This window comes from Pseudoalteromonas sp. J2K-J031, assembly GCF_058197095.2.
Genome location: NZ_CM200280.1, coordinates 422972 through 440518 on the forward strand (window position 1 = coordinate 422972; position 17547 = coordinate 440518).

General features: G+C 41.3%; 11 protein-coding genes and 1 pseudogene. 4 read left to right on the plus strand and 8 right to left on the minus strand.

The window, feature by feature from the left end; all coding sequences use genetic code 11:
• Positions 1 to 216: 216 nt before the first annotated feature.
• The 3 genes from AC3KZC_RS19110 to AC3KZC_RS19120 all read right to left on the minus strand — a co-directional run bounded on the left by AC3KZC_RS19110 (position 217) and on the right by AC3KZC_RS19120 (position 3008).
• Positions 217 to 1146, minus strand: coding sequence for a polyprenyl-phosphate transporter (locus AC3KZC_RS19110; RefSeq protein ID WP_490577550.1), 930 nt, complete (start codon positions 1144 to 1146; stop codon positions 217 to 219).
• A gap of 406 nt (positions 1147 to 1552) precedes the next feature.
• Entirely contained in the window at positions 1553 to 2107 is a 555-nt protein-coding gene (locus tag AC3KZC_RS19115) for a YbhB/YbcL family Raf kinase inhibitor-like protein (protein WP_490577549.1), read from the minus strand.
• 94 nt (positions 2108 to 2201) lie between these two features.
• Positions 2202 to 3008 carry a helix-turn-helix transcriptional regulator gene (locus AC3KZC_RS19120; protein ID WP_490577548.1) on the minus strand — a complete coding sequence of 269 codons (807 nt, stop codon included), beginning with the start codon at positions 3006 to 3008 and terminating at the stop codon, positions 2202 to 2204.
• Positions 3009 to 3452: 444 nt separating this feature from the next.
• Between AC3KZC_RS19120 and AC3KZC_RS19125 the strand changes: the two genes are divergently transcribed.
• A complete protein-coding gene (locus AC3KZC_RS19125; RefSeq protein ID WP_490577547.1) occupies positions 3453 to 5201 on the plus strand; it encodes an LTA synthase family protein in 1749 nt (582 codons plus the stop codon).
• A gap of 581 nt (positions 5202 to 5782) precedes the next feature.
• Here AC3KZC_RS19125 and AC3KZC_RS19130 read toward each other — a convergent pair.
• The 3 genes from AC3KZC_RS19130 to AC3KZC_RS19140 all read right to left on the minus strand — a co-directional run bounded on the left by AC3KZC_RS19130 (position 5783) and on the right by AC3KZC_RS19140 (position 10067).
• Entirely contained in the window at positions 5783 to 8434 is a 2652-nt protein-coding gene (locus AC3KZC_RS19130) for a glycosyltransferase (protein WP_490577546.1), read from the minus strand.
• A 635-nt stretch (positions 8435 to 9069) separates the two neighbouring features.
• Positions 9070 to 9603 (minus strand): hypothetical protein, encoded by a 534-nt coding sequence (locus tag AC3KZC_RS19135; RefSeq protein ID WP_490577545.1) that lies wholly within the window; start codon positions 9601 to 9603, stop codon positions 9070 to 9072.
• A 68-nt stretch (positions 9604 to 9671) separates the two neighbouring features.
• Entirely contained in the window at positions 9672 to 10067 is a 396-nt protein-coding gene (locus AC3KZC_RS19140) for a hypothetical protein (protein ID WP_490577544.1), read from the minus strand.
• On the opposite strand from AC3KZC_RS19140, the pseudogene AC3KZC_RS19145 reads away from it, so the two are divergent.
• The 3 genes and pseudogenes from AC3KZC_RS19145 to AC3KZC_RS19155 all read left to right on the plus strand — a co-directional run.
• Positions 10043 to 10510 (plus strand): annotated as a pseudogene (locus tag AC3KZC_RS19145) (peroxidase family protein); the annotation flags it as partial. The gene AC3KZC_RS19140 and the pseudogene AC3KZC_RS19145 sit on opposite strands and share 25 nt — an antisense overlap.
• A 638-nt stretch (positions 10511 to 11148) precedes the next feature.
• The gene (locus AC3KZC_RS19150) at positions 11149 to 13404 is read left to right on the plus strand and encodes a TonB-dependent receptor family protein (protein WP_490577543.1); all 2256 of its coding nucleotides are present in this window, start codon (positions 11149 to 11151) and stop codon (positions 13402 to 13404) included.
• A 124-nt stretch (positions 13405 to 13528) separates the two neighbouring features.
• Positions 13529 to 13963 (plus strand): BLUF domain-containing protein, encoded by a 435-nt coding sequence (locus tag AC3KZC_RS19155; protein ID WP_490577542.1) that lies wholly within the window; start codon positions 13529 to 13531, stop codon positions 13961 to 13963.
• Between the two features lie 127 nt (positions 13964 to 14090).
• Here the strand turns inward: AC3KZC_RS19155 and AC3KZC_RS19160 are convergent, their stop codons facing one another.
• Together AC3KZC_RS19160 and AC3KZC_RS19165 are read right to left on the minus strand one after the other, a co-directional pair.
• Positions 14091 to 15188, minus strand: a complete 1098-nt coding sequence (locus AC3KZC_RS19160; protein ID WP_490577541.1) for a PepSY-associated TM helix domain-containing protein — start codon at positions 15186 to 15188, stop codon at positions 14091 to 14093.
• A gap of 83 nt (positions 15189 to 15271) precedes the next feature.
• Positions 15272 to 17413: a TonB-dependent siderophore receptor gene (locus tag AC3KZC_RS19165; RefSeq protein ID WP_490577540.1), complete on the minus strand. Its 2142-nt coding sequence runs from the start codon at positions 17411 to 17413 to the stop codon at positions 15272 to 15274.
• Between the last annotated feature and the right edge of the window lie 134 nt (positions 17414 to 17547).

Consider the following 17547-nt stretch of genomic DNA (forward strand, 5'->3'; position numbering starts at 1 on the left):
CCTTATCAAATTGCGTCTCAATCTGACACACTATGTAAGAGTTACCTCACTTATAATAATGTGTTCAGTATGAATGTAACCCACTTAATTGTAAGGTTATATTACAAAAAATGAATAATGCTAGATATAAAAAACCCAGCCTAAGCTGGGTTGTTGTAGTGTGTTTTTAATTGAAGATAGCTGTGCCACCTAATTTAGCACAGCCCACACTTAACGCTATGATTCACCTCTGGGCTGACGTTGAGAGAAGTGTTCTAATCCCCATACTAATCCAATCCCAACGAGCATCATAACTAGTGCCATGCCCCATTGAGATGGTTGCTCGGTTAATTGCGTAAATTCAAAAGGGGTGAGGTTTTGTTGCACGAGAGGAACTTGCTCACCTTGTGAGTTAGTGCGCCAACTGATGGTTTCTTTCCAAGGCCAAATTTTTGGTAGAGTGCCTAACATTAAGCCGGTTAAAAACACGAGGGTAATGTCTCTAAAACGCTTTAAAAGCCACGATAACAGGTGAGAAAAACACAAAATACCACTAATACAACCGAGTAAAAATAACGATAACACATCAAATTGCAAGCTTTTTGCTGCCCCGAGTATGGGCGCATACATACCAATCAATAACAAAATAAAACTACCTGAAATACCCGGTAAAATCATGGCACAAATGGCAATCGCACCCGCGATAACAATATTCAAGGGGGTTGGATCTAAATCTATCGGTTGCAACACGGTAATGCTATACGCAAAGAGCACACCTAAAACTAAAAACACTAAACGGCTAAGTGTGCGTTGTTCAACTTGTTTGAGAACATGCACGACTGAAATTAATATTAAACCAAAAAAGAACGACCATAATGGAATAGGATGCGTGACAAGTAACCATGTAATAAGTTTGGCTAAGGTTAAAATACTGGTAAACACGCCACCAAACAAAGTAATTAAAAACAAACCGTTAATGTGTTGAAAAGCGTCGGCAAAACCATTGTCTTTAATTCGACGGATCAAACTCGGGTTAATACGACGAATACTTTCTAACAACATGTCGTAAATACCAGTAATAAAAGCAATCGTGCCGCCTGAAACACCGGGCACCACATCGGCTGCGCCCATAGCGATACCTTTTAAAAAGGTGGATAAGTAATTCATAGTCAATCATTTTGGTCTAAAGAGGGTGAGGATTATACAAACAAATGCAGAGGAAAAGTATGAAAAATCTTCTTATATCTTTCAAATAGCACCGCACTCTTCTTTGCGTAAATGACGAACAACATACAAAGTAAAATAGGCGCCAAATTAAATAAACTAACCGCTAGGTTTAACTCTATAACTTTAAAAAGCCAAAGCTCATCACGCTATCACTTAAGTAAAAAAACAACCACTTAGCGCCATCTAAGTGGTTGTTTTACTTTATAAATCAACAATATTAATTACCCTAATTATTACAGAAGCGATTTAGCAAGGCATTGGATTTCAATTTAACCTCTCAATTATTCATCTTAGCCCAAAAGATTGAAGTAACCAGCTATGAGATTAATGACACTCTGGTATTGTATTATCGCTGATACAAAGCCTCTATCGTACTAGAGGCTATTGTATTGGCATTAATCATGTAGCCAGCCAACGCACCCGATGCATCAGCGGGTAAATCCAGCTTTTCAACTGAAAGTGCATGAACAGTAAAGCGATAATGATGTACGCCATGACCGACAGGTGGGCATGCACCGCCGAAGGCTTTTACGCCATAATCATTACCAATTTGGTTAGCGTTTTCGCCAAGAGTGATGCTATTTAGACTGCCAGCACCGCGTGCTAATTCTTGTACGTCTTTTGCAATATTCACTACCTGCCAATGCCACCAACCACTGCCAGTAGGCGCATCGGGATCATAGGCAGTAATGGCAAAGCTTTTTGTGCCTGCTGGCACATTTGACCAAGCTAAATGCGGCGATAAATCCTCGCCAGTGCAACCAAAACCATTAAATTCATGGGTTTTAGTCATAAACTGACCTGTTGCAATGTCTTGGCTGCTCAAGGTAAAAACATCAGCCATCGCAGGCAGGGATACACTTAACGATAACAGTGCCGTAGCTATAAATGAGGTACGCATTAAAAAATTCCTTCTAACTATCAATAAAGTAAGTGCTAAACAGTGTAGCTTTTAGTGCCATAAAAACTAGCCTTAAAACCGTCAACTTTTCGCCCTAAACCGCCATTTGAGTTTTTCGCAATTGTGAGGGGGTGATGCCAAAACGATATTTGAAGCGGTCGTTAAACCGCGATTGCGATTGATAACCACATAAGTTGGCAATCGTGCCAATTGATTTATGGGTACTTTGTAATAAATGCAACCCTTGACCAAGGCGAACTTGGTCTTTTATTTCTTGTAAAGTGACGCCTTCGGCTTTTAGCTTTCGCCTTAGAGTTGACTCACTCATTGCAAGCCGTTGGCATAATAATTCGAGCGTAATGTCCAGTTCATACTTGTTGGCAATGATGTGATGTACCTGATTACTCAGCGTATTACTGTGAACCAATGAACCCACATGGCTGTGACCTAATTGAATCAATAACTGAATAATCTCTTTGCGCCTCATAGCCCACATAACCGATGGCACAATATGAGCCCATTCAACAAATTGCGCTAAACAGGCATTTAAACGATGACAAATTTCGCCATAACATAGTGCTCGCTCTGGAGTTTTTATAGATACTACATCATCAAAATCACTGATCTCAAATTCAATCAGTAAGGCACGATAGCATGACTCTTTGGGAATATTTCGCATACAAAGCGCAGGGCTATTGGATAAAAAAACAAACTGCCCCGCACCACAGCACACTGAAAATTCACCTTCTAACTGTTTTTCACCACTTAACACGGCTATCAGCACTGGTCTTACGATTGGAACATTTAATAAATGCTGCTCAAACACCGACGAGTAAATCGCGTAGGGTAAAGGTTCAACATCACTATGATGCAGGTTGATACTATTTTGTAGCTTGTTCATCTTCATCCTTCATCTATCGAAACATAATACCATGGTGATGATTGTGTTTATGGTTTGGCTGGCTTTGTTTATAAAATAGGGGCAAACCAATAAACCATGACGCTTAATATCGTTTTTAAAGCTCAGTATGATAAGGTATAAAGTTATGTTTATATAAATAAATACAGGCTGTTGAAATATGGTATTACAGAAAAATCATCCCAAACTTTACCCTGTTAACCTTTCGATACGGCTAAAGTTAACCATTAAGCCGATATTTGATGAAAAAAGTCATGTTTTTCGTCTTTTATTGCGCTATTAAATTTCAGTAAATTAAGTATGATACTGCGGATTCTTCAGCGCACACTTGCGCATCAGATGTAGGGCGATATGCAACAGAACCAAACACATTCATTGAAACGTTTTTTACACGAAAAGTTCAGCCTATGCAGGCCTTGGCTCAATATGCTTTTATACACTGTTGGCTTATACACGGTGATCCAAGCCAGTCTGCTTTGGTCGTTCGACCTTGCGGTTTGGTCGGGTGTGTGGCTTAAAGATGGCTTAATTCATATTGCGTTGGCTACGGTGCTTTTTTTATTGTGTCGCAGTTTTTTTGCTTGGGCTTGGGTATTCACGAGTTTTATTGTTGTTTTACAAGTATGCAATGCCTTGAAACAAATGATTTTGGGCAGCCCGATCATGCCCGACGATTTCAGCCTTGTTGGCAATATGTTTAAGTTATTTAACGATTGGCGCTATTGGGCTATGTGGGCGGCGTTGCTTATCCCTGCACTGGGCTTATTAATGGCGATTGCGTGGCAACGTAAAATAACGTGGGCATTATTACTGACCCTTAGTGTGTCTGGTGTCCTCTATGTGCAACAAGCCACACCGTTACAGCTTTGGTTTGATAAACATGTGGGTGACAGAGTTTGGAACCAACCTGGTAATTATAAAGATCGCGGGTTAATTTTACATTTAGTGGTTGAAGGCAGCCGGGTAATTTCTCGTGGCCAAACTAAAATCACACCTGAACAAGTTGCGACAGCACAACGTGCTATTTTTCCAAAAAATATCTTAGCTGATACCGCAAATATCAGCGACAAGCGAAACGTTTATTTATTACTTTTAGAATCTTTTTGGGATCCAATGGCGCTCGGTGACGTCGGTTTTAACGAAGATCCATTTGATCCTCGCTTTCGTCAGTTATGGCAAGCAACGGGAAATAGCACTATTTTAGCGCCAGTATTTGGCGGCTACACAGCAAACAGTGAGTTTGAATCCTTATGTGCCTTTCCTGTTACGCAAAATGCGGTATTTTTTGAAGGCTGGTTGCGTAATAAAGTGCCGTGTTTACCACGTTACTTACGTCAAGCTGGCTACCAAACGATTGCCTCACATCCTAATTATGCGGGATTTTGGAATCGAGTGAATGCTTATAACCGCGTTGGTTTTGAACAATATTGGTCAATCAATGATTTTACTCAAGAAGATATGAACCGCAATTTCATGAGTGATGTATCGTTATTAGAGCAAATTTGGGATAAAACAGCGGTAAATAGAGCGCAAAATCAGGCTACATTTAACTACATTGTTACTATTTTTGGTCATTTAGATTACCCACTCAATGAGCGCCGCCCTGAAATGATCAGTGCAACAAATACGAATGAAATGGCCGTAAAATATGCCAACCAAGTGTACTATAAAACCCGAGAAATCATGGACTTTGTGCTTAAAGTACGCCAAGAAGATCCGGCCGCTATTATTGTACTTTTTGGTGATCATTTGCCCTTTTTAGGCCCAAATTATGATGGCTACACTCAAACTGGCTTCTTAAAATCGAAAAAATCAGAGTTTAGTGCCAAAATGTTTGCCGATTCTCTGCGCACCCCTTTAATTGTCATTGATGGCAAAAATGGACCACAGCAATGGGGCGAAATTGCGATGTATGAGTTACCGCGTAAAATATTGGCATTACTTGGTGATGATCAAGATAACCTAATGACCATATTAACCCCGCCCGCTCCTGCTATTGTGCGCCCGCTTGCTGGGATCAGCATTGTGCAACCAAAGCAAGGCGAACCAATGCTATGCCCTGAACAATCACAAGAGCCAGAGTGCCAAATTTATAACGAGTGGTTAAAACAAGTGCATGTTATCTCAGATGATATTTTTAGAGGGACACAGTGGAGTTTGGCCAAACCCAACTAAACGTAAAGATTAAAGTCAATAAATAGTCTTTAACGAGCTAAAGAGCGGTTGTTTATCTAAACACATAAATAACCCTCTTTTAGTTCAATGCATTGTTACATCTCTTATCCAGAGCTGAGGTTAGATAAAATAGGATTGCAGCTTACAAAACAGATTGATAGCTCTATTGCTAGTGATGGGCTGTTAACCCATCCCGTTTAACCTTGACATAACGCCTTTAGATAACCTCAAAATTTACCGTTAATTCAATACGTTGTTAAATCGCTTATCCAGCACATAAGCTAGGTAACCTGGACTCTAGAGAATAAATCTATCTCCAATGGCTATTTTCAACATTAACAATGCGAGTTTACTTGCAATAAACCCGCTATTGACGCGTAAACTCGCCTTGTTATCCTTGTAAATCTCCGATTGGAGAGCTTCTGGATTTTTATATAAATAAAATCAATACGTTACTAAATTTATTAATTAGAGATCAGGTTAGGTAGCATGACTTTTCCGTTCACTACTTTAGTTTTGGCTACACATAAAAAAACAGCCACAATGACAGTGGCTGTTTTTTACTTTTGAAAACCAAGCCCTTATTTTTTTACAGCTTGCTCTTCTTTTTTCACGATATGCTCTTCGCGATTGATAGGCTTCATTGGCCCGATTAGCTTTGCCGGAATACCAGGCATTGCACTAACCAAACTAATAACCACTGCAGCAATGAAGGGAATACTTTGCATTAAAATCACCAAGCGCCACATATACAGGTCAAGCAAACTAACATTATGCGTGAGGCTACCATCGTTTATACCCAAAGTAATCAGATAAGCCCCACCTAACATGGCGATAGCAAACAGCAACTCTTCTCGGCAATCTAACAATGCTTTAAACAGGCGATTCTTTGCAGCTAACTTTGGCGTACGGAAAAAACCAATCTTGCTTGTCACAAAACCCGCAACCATGGCACGCCCTATAGTATGCGATAGTGCAAGGCCTGCAATACATGAAGCGATTGATTGTCGCCAATTAGTCCCAACCCGACGTCGATAAAGGACAAACATTTTACTGAGTTTAAAAACAAAGAAGGCTAATGGCAGCACCGAAAGTAACGCTTCTGGCGTGGTAAAGTGCTCGGGAAATAACACAATTAATACGGTCCAATAAATAGCAGCGATATTAAAAAATAAGTTAATCCCATCAGCTAACCACGGCAACCATCCTGCCAAAAAGTGATAGCGCTGGCCTTTATTTAACTTGGTTTTATTCATGCCAAGTAAGGTAGATAAATGTTCACGCATAATCACGACAGCGCCATACGCCCAACGAAAACGCTGTTTTTTGTAATCAATAAAGGTGTCTGGCATTACGCCTTGACCATAGCTACGCGGTACATAAGTTGCATCGTAACCTGCTGCCAAAATACGTAAACCAAGCTCAGCATCTTCAGTAATCGACCACTCACTCCAGCGCATTTCTTGCAATACATGAGCACGTACCATCGTCATCGTACCATGTTGAATAATCGCATTGCGCTCGTTACGCGTTACCATTCCAATGTGGAAAAAGCCTTGATATTCAGCATTTATCATCGCTTTAAACAGTGACTCATCACCGTCGTGGTAATCTTGTGGCGCTTGCACAATAGCCATATTCGGGTTTTCAAAGGCTGGCAGAAACTCACTTAACCACTCGGGAGTCACTTGGTAATCGCTGTCGATAACCGCAATAATTTCGGCATCTTGCGCCGTTTGTTCCAGAGCAAAATTAAGCGCACCTGCTTTAAAACCAGACAGCGGGTCAACATGAAAAAACTTAAACTTATCACCCAATAACGCACAATGTTGCTCAACGGGCTGCCAGACCTCAGGGTCTTTGGTATTGTTATCAATGACGATAACTTCAAAGTTTTGGTAATCTAATTGACTCAACGCATCCAACGTCGCTTTAAGCATTTCCGGCGGTTCATTATAAGCAGGGACATGAATAGACACTTTAGGTTGATATTGGCTCGGCAACATCCGTTTTGCAGTGCGTCGATATACTCTTGTCCACTGCGCTTCAGCCCATTCATGCGCTTCAGCTAATACAACAGCACCAATACCTAAAGCCGAAAGTGTAATGATCACCCCCGTAATAAAGGTGCCCACTGTCATGTATCTTTGAGTAAAATCGTACACGATCCAAACGGTGCCCGTCGCTATCGCAAACGAAAGAACAGTTAAAAAACCTCGTCCTCTATGGTGTAACCCTTTGCTGTCGCGAAACAAAAAGCTCACCAAAATTAACGAAATAGCCACACAAATTCCAGCAAGGGTACGCCACTCCGGTACTCTCACCACCGGCTCTGCTTGCGGAAATTTTAAAGTACGGTCTGCGTTATAAACGCCCCAAAAATCCCCAGCTTCACCCTCTATCCCTGATTTCCAAGGCTGATCAAAGGCTTCCATGATGTAATAGGTATAATTTTGGCGTTCAGCCATCTCTAAAAAATTACGTAAAAAACGGGCCTGATTCGCAAGCGACGCCTTAGCTGCACCACGTGTCGGCCCGCGGCTTGGCCAGCCAACTTCACTGATCACTATTTTTTTATCAGGAAAAGTCTCTTGTAGCTTTTGCATTTTTTCTTGAATAAAAGTGATTGAATAATCAACGTCTAGGTTTTCCCAGTACGGCAATAAATGTACTGCAATAAAATCAACATGATCTGCCAGTTCTGGGTGTTTTAGCCAAATATGCCAAGGCTCTGCGGTACTAATTGGCACCTTAAGCGCCTTACGTGTTTTATCTAGATAGAGTTTTAATTGCTCAATACTCACATCTTTACGTAACAATGCTTCGTTACCGACAATAACTCGCACAATGTTACGTTGATTTTTTAAAAATACTTTGTAGAGGCGCGCAATTTCCTCATCATTTTTTTTCAAGTCAGCGCTTATCCAAGCACCTACAGCAACATTAAGCGCATATTTTTGGGCCAAATGAGCAATTTGCCCTTGCGTGCCTTCAACAGTATAACTACGCACTGCATAGGTCTTGCCTTCTAACAGGGCGAGATCTCGGTCAATTTCTTGTTCGGTAGGGAAACGACCTTGTGTAGGATCGTTATGCCTTTGCATCGGACTAAATGAAAAGCCTTGAACGGTTTGTGGCCAAGGCGGCAACCGATCGGGCTGATTGAGTAATGCCCAAAGCAACACGCTCAGACCTGCGATTAAAAGTGGATAAATAACGGATGCGCGACTCAAATTTAACTACCTCGAAATGAAAAGGCCAACATGAACTTATGTTAATAATCCGGCATTATAGTAGCCATAAGCCACTGAGCATAGCGAGTAAATGCAGAAATAAGTATTTAGTAAAAAAAAGTCGCACTTAGAGACTAAAAATCATTCGAATCAAGACGATATTCTAAATACTGAGTAATAAACCTATTTTAAACAGCTTTTTTAACACTGACAACATAGACCAAAAGCAATTGGCATGACTCCCAGAACAATCCCTAGCAAGTGAGTAATAAAATATGCATCTATAGCTCAATGCTTTGATATCTTTATTAATCATAAATCAGGTCAGGTACATAAAATCGGCTAACTAATACTGCAAAAAAGTACTCCAAAAGAAAAACCCACTCAATGCCATACATTAATTTGTTTTTGGCTGCACCCTTAGCAAAATTTAGAGTGACATAGCGCTGGGTGACACTGTCTGTGATTTTTTATCAATGACAGTGCAACCTGCGCATATCACTAAACCTATTAAGGGTAGTTGTTTAAACTTCACCTCACATCCTTGTAAGTCGTTATCCTATATTTACTTAACAAACCATAAAAGCCAAAAGTGTTACCGTATTGTTAGTTCAGGACTTAAGCCATTACGCTCGCTAACCCTTGTTGTTTTTTATCACGGCTTTGAGATCATTGAGGGCTGCGACAGAAAAACCACGGTCGTAAAAGTACACGATCTCACCCGATCGGTTAATTAAAACCACTCGCGTATTATTCGGGTTTTCGTTACCCGTAAACTGTTGCACGGCATCACCGTCTTTATAAATGGTGATGACCCCGCCCCACATTTCTTTTGGGATCCCTTTGCGCATTCCGTTATCAATTAACGTACTAAACATACGCGGTGCCATGCCCTGAATAGTCGGTAATTCATACGTCGGCAGTACGGTATCTGTCATGTCCAAACCAATCAACCAACGGTCAATATCAAACTGGCTGTCTTGTTTGTATCCAATCAATAAAAGAGTCTGGTCGTGGTCGAAATCGGTTGGCAGTATCATTTCCTTTTTTTCCAAGCTTTCGCCTGATACCACAGGAAACGACTTACCAAGCAAGGATTGATTCGGATACTGGGTTGAACAGCCTGATAAAACAAGTATTAACAAGCCACTGAGCATTATTTTTAACATTTTGTATTCTCAACATAAAACTGTATTAGTTGTGCATTAATACGCATTCAATTGAATGTGCGATCGTCTTAAGGGCAGCGAACGTTAAAAAAATCATCAACAGTGTCAATTTCCTGCTCTGGAAAGTGCTTGATGATGGCTTGATACTGTTCTTCAAGCTGTGACTTATGCTGCGCGACTGCCCTACGATGAAATTCCCTGATAGCCACAGGATGTTCAGTAAAGTACGTGATAAAACGTTGATGCTCTCGATCTTCCACGTTTTTAATGTCTTCATTTGCCGAAAAGAAAGAAAAATTAAGCTCACTAAAACCGCGAATAAAAAAGTAAAATGGGTCAAGTGTCTCGCTCGAAGTCTGCGCTGTGCGTTGAAGCTGGTTATTGAGTATGTCAAATTGTTTAAACGTTGCCTCTTGGGCCATTGCATTCAGTAATACATGTGTTTGAGCCCAAAGCCGATGCATTTCGTAACTTTTACAGCGATGACAGTTATTTCTCGCCGGCCGAAATGCTGATTGAACGTGCAGACTTACTGAACTTAACAGTGCCAGAAATGACGGTCTTAGTTGGTGGTATGCGCGCGCTTAATGCCAATACCAATGGCGTACAACATGGTGTATTGACGGCAAAACCGGGCACATTAAACAATGACTTTTTTGTTAACTTACTGGATATGTCTACTAAGTGGACAAAATCAGATACCGAAGGCGTTTACCAAGGCCATGATCGCAAAACAAACCAACTAAAATGGACAGCAACACCGGTTGATTTAATTTTTGGTTCAAATTCGGAGCTTCGTTCAATGACTGAAGTGTATGCAGCTAAAGGTGCTGAGAAAAAATTTGTTGAAGACTTTGCTGCCGCATGGGGCAAAGTAATGACACTCGACCGTTTTGATTTACGTTAATCTTTTTAAATAGTGAGGGCGTGGGATTAACACCCCAAGCTTAAAGCTCTTATGTAAAAACATAAAAAAGCGGCTTCAGCCGCTTTTTTATGTTGATTATTCGCTATTCGTTCTCACCCGCTACAATATTAGTGTTGTACATAGCACTAAAAATCATCAATCAAAGCCTTAGAATACGCAATCTATTTATTTTTATTAACCTGAGCTCGGGTTAATAGATTTAGTAACGCATTGATTTGATTTATATAAAAATCAAGAAACTCTCCAGTCGAAGATTTACAGGGATAACAAGGCGAGGTTACGCGTCAATAGCGGGTCTATTGCAAGTAAACTCAACGTAGTTATTGTTGAAAATAGCCTCTGGGGATAGATTTATTATCCAGAGTTCAGGTTTATTAGGTATTTTCGATAATCTTAAATAGCGAGCACACAAAATGGCATAGCTATAAACGCTAATCATAGTTTTGCTGTTGTGTATAAATTTAGCTAAGGCAGTAAGCTAAATATCGTAACCTCAACACGTTTATTTACACCTCAAAAACTTGTAATTACTTGATTATGCTATAGTGTATTTTGAATGCACAGAACACTTTCATTCATCTTTCATACAAATTTTTTCTTTTATTGCGGCTAAAACTATGAAACCGACACCTCGTTATTGTATCTTTTTTTATGCTATTGGCCTCCCAATGGCTGCTTTTGCCAATGAGCCCTCAAACGCTGAAGACCTAGCGATTGAGCAAATCACAATCACGCATATTATTACCGCCAATCAGCACAACATCGCTGGTGCAATCGTCGCTTTAGACCGAGCGCAAATCGAGCAACAACGGCCATTTTCGATTAAAGAAGCACTTGAAAATATCGCGGGTATTAATGTGGTAGGTGAAGATGTCTTTTCAACTCATTTAAATATTGGTATGCGTGGACTTGACCCTCGTCGCAGTTCACGAACCTTGTTGATGGAAGATGGCATGCCACTTTTTTTGGCACCTTATGGCGACCCATCCGCTCACTACTCACCGCCTTTAGATAATATGCAATATATTGAAGTGGTTAAAGGCGCAGGCCAAGTTCTTAATGGCCCTCAAACCATTGGCGGCATGATTAATTTTGTGACCTTACCCGTTCCCGAAAATGGAATTTCAGGCGCACTTAATGCCGAAGTAGGTGAGAATGACTTTCGGAGTTATTACGCACGCTTAGGCATGGGGAACTCGGATGGCGGAGTGCTATTAAGCGCCGTAAATAAAAACGGTAATGGGATCCGCACCGATCATTCAATGTCTTTGAGTGACTATTCCATCAAAGGTTCATGGCATATCAATAATCAACACCATATCACCGCAAAATATGCTCAATTTGAAGAAGATTCACATATTTCCGAAACAGGATTATCTGAAGCCGAATTTGCCCAAAATCCATTTCAAGCACCGACAGGCAGCATCGATCGGTTTATTCAACAACGCGATACTTTACACATCATTCATGACTTTAATATCAATAAAGCAGCTGGCCTGTCGACTCAGTTTTACCATGTTGATAACGACCGAGCGTCATTGAGGCAAATTAATGGCCCTGGCGAAGCAATTGAATATTGCCCAACCATCGACGGGCTAGCAGATGTACCCGGTGCACGACGTGCACTGAGCGCAACCGAAGAAAACGCTCAAATATGCGGAGGTCGTTGGCGACCACGTTATTATAATTATTGGGGTATCGAACCTAGACTTACCTTTAAACACCAATGGTTAGGCGTAGACAGCGATGCGATTATCGGAGCACGCTATCATCGCGAAGACATTCAACGCCATCAATTTAGAGGCTACGATGCACGTTTTCAATCTCTTGATTTTGCCAAAAGTTATCGAGATGTTGATAAAGATGCACAACGAGCAGGTTGGCATCAAGAACACATTCAAATTGATGTCACTGCACGCGCTTATTATATTAAAAATGCCTTTAAAACTGGCGCATGGACCATCACACCCGGCCTTCGCCTAGAAGATGTTACCTGGAGTACCGATTACCTTAGAACCGAAGGAGCCGCGCCCACTAATCCTGAGAAACAATTCACCCAAAGTTATCGTATATTATTACCCGGCCTTGGCGCAACATACCAAATGGCCAACGACACCACCTTATTTGCTGGCATTCACCAAGGTTTTTCGCCCGCAAGGCCAAATCGTGACATTGAAGACGAAGAACCCGACGCTTCTTTTTTAGGCACTAAACCTGAGCAAAGTATCAATTACGAAGTGGGATTTCGAAGTGCCGCTTTACCTGCAACGCAGCTCGATGCTACGCTTTTTTACACGGATTTTGACCAAATCGTTATTCAATCGACACAAGGGCGCTATATTAATGCGGGGCGCTCTCATCAAGCAGGCTTAGAATTAACCGGTCAGCTTAATTTTGCTGAGCTGTACCACACTTCATACAATGTTTATTTACATGCTAACTATACAAACTTATTTTTAGCAGAGTTCCGTAGCCTACAAAAAACATTTGATGATAAAGGCGAAAACATCATTGCGACCTCCTCGTTTGAAATTGGTAATCGCCTACCGTATGCACCAAAACAAATGCTCTCTTTTGCTGTCGGTTTTGAAAATGCGCAAAACAACATTGATGCAAGACTGAGCCTCAATTACCTCAGTGAGCAATTTGTCGATGCCGCTAATACTCAAAATCCATCAGAAAGTGGCGAAGAAGGCATTATTCCTTCTTATACGGTGTTCAATTTTGCCTTTAACTACCGTCCAACGGAGCAACTCACCCTTTACTTCAATGCCCAAAACTTAACAGACAAGCGCTATTTAACCAGCCGCGTTGATGGCATGGTATTAGGAAGAACACGCCAATTATCAGCAGGGCTAAGCTACCAGTTTTAACGTTGGCCAATGGCTGCCTAATAATGAAAACAAGGCAGCCTAAAGTTATTTGGGCTTAAAAAATGACGGATCTTCATTTTAGGGTTATATATTTAACAGCCCTAACTAAAAAAGCAGGATTGTTATGTCGTTGCATCAGTTAATCTATCAAAGTAGAGAAGCACATAAATACACCAGCCATGATTTTGTTCAATTACTCGAAGTTGCAAGACGTAACAACGAAAACCAAAATATCACTGGCTGTTTGTTTTATAACGGTGGTTGGATTATACAAGTTCTCGAAGGTGACAAAGAAATCATCGAGCGTTTGTATGAAAAAATAATGAAAGATACACGCCATAAAGACTGTAATTTAATGCATTCAAGCCCCACAGACAGACGTGTTTTTTCAAAGTGGACTATGGGCATGATCAATTTAGATACCGATAAAGACAGCAAGTACCGCGAACTTAAAGCAACGATGGAATCTTATAAAGAAGGCCAAATAGCAATACCATTACCCATCAAATTGCTGCGTATATTTAGTCACGACTACGAGCCAAAAGCAATTAAATCATAAAAAGGGGGGTAACCTCCTTTTTAATCTAACGCCTTTTATCTGCCCCAATCCGCTTTGCTAACTTTAAAAGTCTCTTATCCAGTAATTATTCAGTTACAAAAAAGCCAGAGACTGCTCTGGCTATTGATCAAATAGGTTGTGCAACACACAATTGTCGTTTTTTAGGCCTGCGACGTTTTAGCCACATATAACAACCTGTCACTGCAAAAATAAGTGGCGTCAGCCCTATCAAGCACCAAATGATCCGACCGGGTAAACCAGCAAAATAACCAAAGTGGAGCTTTCTAAAGCTATCGACCGCCACTAAATAAAACGGTGCTTCTCGAATGTCGTAATTCGATAACCGCTCCCCAGTGTGTTTATCAAAGCTCACGGTTGAAGAGTATTCACTGGTGACAAAACTGGTATCGGCTACTTCACCAAAAAAAGTAATCTGTAACTCTGGCTCATAGGGAAACAATAAGTAGGTCGCGGTAAAACCACCCATTTGCTGCCTTGCCTCTGCCATCATTTTATCGAGCGATAATTGATGATTATACAGTCGCCCCGTGATCACATGCTGCTGTTCTTTACTGTGCTCTAGCTCATGATGGATAATCTCAGAGACATTCCAATACACGCCAGTAAAACCAATCACAAGTAAGATAGGTGCAGACCAAATACCGACAAGCTTATGCAGATCACTAAACAAAGCAATACGCTTTACTTTTAACCGTAAAGTAAAAAATTTTTTCCAGAACTGACGATAAATGACTAGCCCAGAGATCCCCATAAATAACAAAATTAGCGATGCCACGCCCGTGACCCACAGCCCAGTATCACCGATTAAAAACTTATAATGTAAGTCGAGCAACCAATCGGTCAGATAGTAGTTAACTGCAACGGGCTGCGAGCGCACCTCACCTTGATACTGATCGACATACACTTTAAACCATTCATTAGTGCCCTGTTTCAGTGCATAAATGCGATCGGCTGTTTGACCATCATCAAATACTTCCCAACTGCCAATTTCATAGCCATTTAATGTTGAATTGACTGTTTGTCGCAATACATCATAACTTATCCGTTGTCCTGGAGTCCCCGTCACAACGGCTAACTCTGGCATGAGAAAGTGATCGATTTCTTCTTTAAAGACTAAAATACTGCCAGTTAACGAAATAATAATCAGCGGTATCGCAACCGCTAAGCCCAAATATCGATGCCATAAATGGAGTGTTTTCTTCATTCTTAGTGCCCCTATTAATTACTAAAAATCGATCGCGATAAACCGCAAAAGGCCGCGAATGCGGCCTTAATAAGATGATTAATTTACAATGACCAATTAAGCGTCATTGCAAAATTACGGGGGGCACCATAATAACCCTGCGCCCAATACAATGAGTTCAGGTATTGCTGATCAAAGACATTATTGGCATTAAAGGTGAGGTTAACGTGCTCGTTAATGTCATAACTGGCCATCACATTAACAATGGCATAAGCCTCTTGCTTAGTGACCACTAAAGGCTGTGGGTTTTGAATGCGGCTAATATCGTCTTGCCAGCGCATATTCATACCAAAGCTCAAACCTTCAATAGCTGCAACCTCATGCTTGACTGCCAACTTAAATACTTGTTTAGGAGTATAATCTTTCACAAGCTGTGCTTCGATATTACCGGCATTAACGGTATCAGACACATCAATAGTGGTGTGGGTGTAACCAAGGTTTGCGCTAAAGCCATAACCTAAATCACCACTTAGCTCAATCTCATAACCTTTAGACTGAATGCCCGGTGCGGCTTTATGTACGCTCTGATCAGGGGTAGAATTGGCGGCATCGCCCACCGCGATATTTTCTTGTTCAGCATTGAATAAAGCCACGTTTAACATCAGGCTTGAATCAAATAGTTCCGCTTTAACACCAAGTTCTTGGGTGTCACCTTCTATTGGCGCAAGTTGTGCGCCAGTGATGTCTTTTTCTGACTGTGGTGCAAACGTGTCGCTGTAGGATGAATACACGTTGATATCATCATTCACTGTGTAGACAAGACCAAAATGAGCACTGGTGTTGCTTTCTTCGCGGCCCTTGTCATTTCCATACGACACACCTTGGGTTTCCCAATGGGTGTATCTGAGCCCACTGAGTAGTTTCAACTCATCCGTAATCGAAAAACGGGCAGAGACATACTGCGAGCTTTGCTCACTGTGCACATCTGAGCCTGGCGCTTTGGGATTTACATCGACCAGAGTTGGTACGGGCGCAACCCCATCCCACTCATTTAAATTTGGCATAGGTGGAAATCCATTGCCCGTTTGGTAGTCATACAATGAGCGATCAAAATAATACATATCAGCTTCGCTCGCGCCAAATGCAAGTAAGTGTGTTTGGCCAAATAACTCAACACTGCCACGCGCATACACATCAAACAAGTTCACACGGTCACGCAATTGGTAGTCACTGGCGTAGCCCGTTAAACCTAAGCCTGTTTCTGCATCGGGTGTGCCGTAGACATAAAATAAGTTTGAATCTTGCTCATTTTGAGTGTGTGCATAACGTGCCAGAACACTCCAATTGTCACCAATCAGTTGCTCAAGCTCAACAAATGCTTGCTTTGAGGTATTGTTCCAATACGCCCAATCGGCAGCGGTTGATGTCGACACGTCATACTGTGTTGGCTGACCTTTATTATCAAATAATGCCAGCGCCCCCCAAAGAGGGCTGTCTGCATCATTACTTTGATAAGTTAGGCTCGACGATAAAGTGGTGGTATCCGTAAGCGCTAATTCTACAATGCCATAAAAAACGTCACGATCGACTGCATAACGATCAAGGTATGAGTCACGTTTTTGCTTCACAACCACCGCACGACTCGACACCACCTCGTTAAAGCTGCCCGAGACATCGGCTTCAACACGTTTATTAGACCAAGAGCCCGCAGTGACTGACACATCGGCGCGTAAATCGGCTGTAGGGCGTTTACGAATGAAATTGACCGTAGCTGAAGGGTTGCCCGCGCCAGTCATCATGCCATTAGCGCCCATTGCCACTTCGACTCGTTGGTAAATCGCCGTATCAAGAGTCCCTTGCAAAGCACCTCTGTCTTGTGGCAAACCGAGGCCATCAACTTGAAAATTCAGAATATCAAAGCCACGCGCTTTAAAATAAGTACGATCCGTTTCAATCTTTTCGACCGATACACCAGGGGTGGTTTCAAGCACTTGATTCACATCATCTAACGAAAAGTCGTCCATCAACGCGCGAGTGACCACACGTACCGATTGCGGTGTTTCTTTAATTGAAATACCCAGCTTAGAGGCCGTTTCGGCTTCAACAGCCAAATAGTTACTGTGTTTATCACCTAACACTTGGATTTTCTCGATGCCTGTTTTGCCATCATCAGCAAAAACATGACCAGAAATCATTACCGAGGTAGCAACAAAAAGAGCGCTTAATTTAAAAGTACGACGTGTCATCAGGAAGCCTAAAAAGTAATTATCAAATCGCGATGCAATATAATAGAAATGAGAATGATTTGCAAAAGCAATTGCGTTAATTGGGATAATTAGTGTGATAAATGATTCATAGACAAAATAAAAACCTAAGCAAT